At 34.1% G+C, this 3,874-nt stretch carries 4 protein-coding genes; 1 reads left to right on the plus strand and 3 read right to left on the minus strand.

The window, feature by feature from the left end:
- The coding region (locus AC58DT_RS15465) for an IS110 family transposase (RefSeq protein ID WP_497217701.1) at positions 1 to 669 on the plus strand (669 nt) is incomplete at its 5' end.
- 341 nt (positions 670 to 1,010) lie between these two features.
- On the opposite strand, the gene AC58DT_RS15470 is transcribed toward AC58DT_RS15465, so the two are convergent.
- From AC58DT_RS15470 to AC58DT_RS15480, 3 genes are all read right to left on the minus strand, one after another.
- The gene (locus tag AC58DT_RS15470) at positions 1,011 to 1,556 is read right to left on the minus strand and encodes a hypothetical protein (protein ID WP_497217702.1); all 546 of its coding nucleotides are present in this window, start codon (positions 1,554 to 1,556) and stop codon (positions 1,011 to 1,013) included.
- Positions 1,557 to 2,513: 957 nt separating this feature from the next.
- Complete coding sequence (locus tag AC58DT_RS15475; protein WP_497217703.1) at positions 2,514 to 2,873, minus strand: hypothetical protein; 360 nt, start codon at positions 2,871 to 2,873, stop codon at positions 2,514 to 2,516.
- Between the two features lie 32 nt (positions 2,874 to 2,905).
- Positions 2,906 to 3,562, minus strand: a complete 657-nt coding sequence (locus tag AC58DT_RS15480) for an 8-oxoguanine DNA glycosylase OGG fold protein (RefSeq protein ID WP_497217704.1) — start codon at positions 3,560 to 3,562, stop codon at positions 2,906 to 2,908.
- Between the last annotated feature and the right edge of the window lie 312 nt (positions 3,563 to 3,874).

The following is a 3,874-nucleotide window of genomic DNA, read 5'->3' on the forward strand; positions in this document are numbered from 1 at the left end:
CAGCTGCGCAGTCTCTTCAGAAGAAGGAACGATCTTGTCAAGGACTATAGGCGCATCAAGAGCCTTATAAAAATGCAGTTGCTGTATTTTGGCATTGCTATTCCCGAGGAGTTTGACAATGACCACTGGAGCCATAAGTTCCGCGATTGGGTGGACGAAGTGGCCTTTGCATATCCATCTGCACGTGAGACGCTGGACAGCAGGATGCGCAGCTTCAGGTTCATAGACCAGGAGCTGCGGGATGTCTCCACAAAGATGCGTGCCTATTGCCGCAAGCATTACAAGAAAGATTATTATTTACTGAAAAGTGTTCCGGGCATAGGTGGTATCGTAGCCTGCGGCATCCTCTGCGAGCTTGGAGATCTCAGGCGTTTTAACAGCATAAAACATCTGGCCGGCTATGTCGGGCTGGCACCGGGAATCCACCAGAGTGGCGACAACCAAAAGAGCACGGGAATAACCATGCGGGCACATAGATTGATGCGCAGTTATTTTATAGAGGCCTCCTGGCAGGCCATCAGGACAGACCCCGTAATGCAGGCCTATTACCGCAGGCATTTGGGCAAGAACACCAAGTCCATCATCGTCAAGGTCGCCCGTAAATTATTGAGCAGAACTTTAGCAGTCATAAAAACAGAGATCCCCTATGAGATAGGGGTCATTGAATAATAAAATAAACAGATAACAAAGCTCACAAAGAAGTAGATTGACCCGTACCACAAAACAACGTGGGTGATCCAAGCAATTGGAATCACATTTTATAGCAAGTGGCCGGGTTTATTATAACTTATAATCATACAGATGCTGGTGACGACCAATACGAGTTGATCACATATAGGATGCGGAGCAAGTTATAAGTATTTAAATGTTGACAATCAATCAGCAAACAGGAGAGGATTGCCAACAGTTAAACACTCCAAAACAATCATTATGAGATAATTAAAATAAAAATATTATTTTTGAAGAACGGGATTAGTGCTTTTCATAGGAGCCATTGTTGTGTGGCGTTTTTATTTTATGTATATTCTTCTTGAATTTAGAACCAAATATTGTTGGTGTCCATAATCCACATTTTTTTTATTTACATATTCTTTATGATATTCAAATACTTCACTTTCTCTTTTTCCAGATTGAAAATTTTTAATTATTATTTCCGTTCTTGATGGAACTAATTTTGAGGAAGTATACATTAATTCAACATCATTTTTTTCTTTTTCTTTTCTGGCGATTATAATTCTTAATTGATTTTCCATATTATGATTTGGATAACAATAATCAGAAATATAACCTACAAGAATTTTATTGTTAGCATAAGATTTTAATATAGCACTTTCAATTGGAAGCGAATAATCAAATTCCCATCGAGTTTCTAATTTTTCTTTTATTGAATCAATACTTTCCTTTTCGTAATCATATTGGATTATGATTTTGTAATCATATTTGATATTGTCGATATTTTCTATATTAATTACAAATTCACAACTCGGGTCTTGAGAAAAACAGTATGAAGGAATTGTTATTAAGATTAAAATAATCAATTTGAAATATTGTTTCATCGTTTTGATTTTTAAATGACACACAACGGTTTCGTATAACCGTCAGTTACGGGATTAAAGATAATGTTTTTCGGTTAAGCACTGACGTTAGCAATTCCGAGTGGATTCGGACGTAGTCGAATCCGCCGTAATTGCGGTTATACATTGTTGTAACACGTTTTTTATTCATTCAGTGCAGTTAATATTTTTTCAGTCAATTCGTTGTCTTTTTCATCCAAAAATATGATTGTCGGTCCGAAAACATTATTTATAGCGAGTAGACCATAGTCCGAATTAAATAAGATTGGTCCAGTTCCATCCGTTACAGGATTTTCCAATTCGTAAAATTCAAATTCTAAATCATTTAGTTTTTCATTCCGATATGATTTTTTATCCGTTTTTAAAAACTTTTCAAATCCGAATAGAAGAGAGTCAGATTGAATAATCTTTCTAATAGAAATAGTTTTTGANTCCGTTTTTAAAAACTTTTCAAATCCGAATAGAAGAGAGTCAGATTGAATAATCTTTCTAATAGAAATAGTTTTTGAAGAGTCTATTTGACTGACATATTTATAATTCAGAGAATTATCCGTTCTGTTGAAAGTCAAATTGAACTTTTCATTTTTGGGTTCTGAACCAAAGAATATAGTTGCATTCATTTCAGATTTCCATTCCGTGTTTTTTTCAGAACATCCGAAACATAAAGTGAATATCAATATGTATGTTAATAGTTTTCTCAAAATGTGTTACAACGTTTAGTATAAAAGAAGTAGGGCAGAAGATAAGCGATTACTTTCGGATTATCAACAAGCCAAATCTTTTGCATTTTGTTTTAAATTATTCTTCTAAAAGCCAAATCAAAAGATTTGGCGACTTCGCAAATATGCCTGAAACATTGGGTTTAGCACTGACTTGCCCTATTTTTTTTATACAGTGTTAGCCTTCGTTTTTCTTTCCTGATTGGTTTTTATTCCGACTTTAGGATTCCGAAAAGTCAGAATCATATTGTCCGATTGATGTTAAGTAGCCTAAAATCAACTCGACACACTCATCAACTTCATTTTGGGGAATAGGCTTGAGAATTGTTTTATTATTTAACTCTTTTTCGATGTGTCGGTATACGTAATTCTTGAATTGACCATCTCCCACGAGTTCTCCTGAACTGTTATTCCATATTTCCCTAAAACCATTTTCAATAACCAAGAATTCAGTAAGTTCCATTTCGAATTTTTTGTTATTCACCACATATTCAAATAAGTGCATATAATTGAAATTACTTTGAGGTTCTGGTTCTTGATTAAAGAAATCATCTAAGTCTGTATATTCATTATTTTCCATAAGAGTAATTAAGTTTAAAACTCGATTATTATTTATTTTAATCCATCAATTTCTGTTTTTATTTCCGATAAATTTCTACCAAATGCGAATAAAAAAATTTCTATTTGGTCAGGTTGAACAGCCATTGAAGTTGATAGTTCGTTAATTGTTTTCAAATAATCAGAGTAATATTTAATTGCGTTATCATAGGTCATCTTTTTAAGATGGTTGAATTCTTCAAAATTGCCTGCTCTAATTGCTTCAATAATTTGATTATCTAAAATGACTGCTTTGTTTCCGTTAATCGTCGTATTTAAGAAATGGGTGAACTTAGTAATAGTAGAAAGACCGAGTCCAGGAATAGAATTTATATGTTTTTTTAATTTCTCAGTTGTAATATCAGTGTGTTTATAGTCTAAGAGTATTTCCACCAACATTTTAAAATTGGATTTTTGAAGCATTGTATCGATGTTTTTCCCTCTTCCCTTTGTTGGATAGCCCCACATTAATGTCATAATAATAAACTTTTTTATATCTAGTCCGACTTTATAAAGGTCATCTCGATTTATGGTTGCTGTAATTTTTCCGTCAAATATTTCGTCGATTGTCTTTTGTTGGTCCGTTCCATTCCATCTTTCCTTTTTTATAATAAAAGATTGATTTTTATATGGAAACTCATTTATGAAATTTCGGAAGTGGGTTATTTTCATAATGTTTTTTTTAAATGAAGGCTAACGGTCTCGTGTATGATTTGTTGCGGTTGTGTTTAGGTGAAAGTTAGCAAATAAATCACAACCCATTGAAGTTGTCCGATGATTTTTCCGAGGGAAAAATCAGCCAGCAATGAATTATAGCATCTATGAAAAAGCAGCGAGTCTCGTATCTTTAAAGTTCACCAAAACAATAAGATATGAAATTAGAACCCACTGCCCAACCAAAGTTATACATTGGCATCGACATTCACAAGCGGAGCTGGAAAGTTCATTGCGCCACCGACCTGTTTGGCGGCAAGTCATTTGCTA

This window comes from Aequorivita sp. CRS11 (genome assembly GCF_059693805.1).